Source organism: Flavobacterium sp. J27 (genome assembly GCF_004303025.1).
Lineage (GTDB): Bacteria > Bacteroidota > Bacteroidia > Flavobacteriales > Flavobacteriaceae > Flavobacterium.
This window is the reverse complement of the sequence record NZ_PJQW01000030.1, coordinates 1-1,905: the sequence shown is the minus strand read 5'-3', so window position 1 is coordinate 1,905 and position 1,905 is coordinate 1. Positions and strand designations below refer to the sequence as shown.

Annotated in this window: 1 protein-coding gene; it reads right to left on the bottom strand. The window is 28.2% G+C overall.

What is annotated here, in order from left to right; all coding sequences use genetic code 11:
• Positions 1–203: 203 nt before the first annotated feature.
• Complete coding sequence (locus CX675_RS19610) at positions 204–1,832, bottom strand: hypothetical protein (protein ID WP_130736954.1); 1,629 nt, start codon at positions 1,830–1,832, stop codon at positions 204–206.
• Positions 1,833–1,905 lie beyond the last annotated feature (73 nt).

The following is a 1,905-nucleotide window of genomic DNA, read 5'->3' as shown; positions in this document are numbered from 1 at the left end:
TTTGTATTCATTTGTAAGAGTAGCTTCCACTACTAATAGGTCTTCAAAATTTTCAGTTTGAAGTTCGTAAGGTTCTGTACAACTTAGAATTGCAATGAAAATTAATACGATGTAGTGTTTTAATTTCATGTTGTTAAATTTTTAAGATATGATAGAAATCAGATAAATAAAAAACACTCAATTTAGAGAAGTATTTACAATTTTTAATTAATCTTAAAGTAACTACTTTTTGCGATAAAAAGACCTTCATTGGTATAACCATAAATTGAAATTTCATAAATTCCTTCTACATCAGAGGTGTAAAAAGAAAAAGGTTGGTTTAAGGAAGATGTTTTTTGCCAAAGCAATTGAGTTCTGTAATCAGGAATTTTATCTAGAGCTGTATTTTTTTGATAATCAGGAGTATATTGTTGTTGTTTGTAAAGCGGAATAATGTACTCGGAAGGCCATTTCTTGTTACTTATGTCGTCAAAAGAAGCTTCAGTAGTATGTATAATAAATATACCACTGTATAGTTTGTTACCAAGATAATACGGTTGAATATTTGTGGCAATACTTTTAATTTTTTTATATTCTATTTTTAAAAGGTCATTAGGATTTATAATTATGGTGCCATCTACTAAGGTTAGTGGGTTTTCATTAAGTTCTAAATTAACACCAGAATTTCTAAAATGGATTTTAAATTGATTGTTTTTTTCTGTAAAATATACCTGATTTAAGACTTCTGTAATAAATTCTTTGAGAGAACTAAATCGAGTATACTTTTCTATTGGGAATACTTCTAAATAATTTGGATTTATGCTATTAGTTAATGCAGGAATAATAGTGCTATCTTTTTTAATTTCATAAAAAGCATTTTCAATTTGAGCAGCGATGGCTCTTTTTTCAATTTCCTTTGAATAATTAGTTAGCAATTGAATTTTGAGATTTTCTCTTTTAGTCGTAATTTGAGGTTGTAACTTAGGATTTATTTCAATCACATAATTGTTATTCTCATTTATAATTTCAAAATAAATGTTTTTACTATGTAGAGGTTTTGCTAGAATGAAGTAGAAATGGCCATTTTTGTTTGTAGTAGTAATATTAATATAGTCTTTATTACCTTTATCTAATAATGCAATGCTTATGTTGTTTAAAGGGAGTAAACTGTCTAAACGTTTTAATCTTCCAGAAATAAGTTCTCCTTTTGTTTCGGGGAATTGTTCTTTAGTTTGAGCAAAATTTATTGTTTCATTAGGTTTTGCAAATTTTTCTTCAAAAGCAGCGTTTATGGCATTGGTTTTTCGAACAGATATGGTAAAATTCCCTGTTTCATTAGTTACAAAATCTGAGATAGTGACCCATTTTCGTTTAGTATATTCTTTTGGAGTGTTTTCAATGTTGTTTATAGGGGTTTGCACTATAGTGTCAAATAGTTCTTTTTCTTGTTTATTTTCATTGTATGGATTAATGATAAGTATTTGGCTTGATGTATAGTTTACAGGTGATGCATTCAACATCCATTGCGTGTATGCAAGAAGTTGATAAGTGCCTGTTTTTAAGTTAGTAGGAATGAAAAAATATCCTGTGTTTGTTCCATTTTCTAAATAATGTTTGTTTAAGAAAATTTCTTTTCCTGACTGATCAATACATGTTACATAAGCGACATTACTGAGTTGGCTTTTTTGATTGTTTTGTCCCAAACAATATATAGAGTACCATAATTTTTCACCAGTTATGAGCGTTTTGGCATTAACTTGTATTGCAATAGTTTCTTTATACATGTTCCAGTCTAAAGTTTGACTGAAGATGATTTGAGATAAAAACAAGAATAATAGAGGTATTTTTTTCATTGCCAAAAATCGGGTTGTTCATTAGATGAAAAGGAAGTGCAATCGGTACAATAAGGATATACTAAGATGATGT

Coding starts and splice junctions, on each gene's coding strand:
- CX675_RS19610 (WP_130736954.1), bottom strand. CDS start 1,832: ATGAAAAAAATACCTCTATTATTCTTGTTTTTATCTCAAATCATCTTC.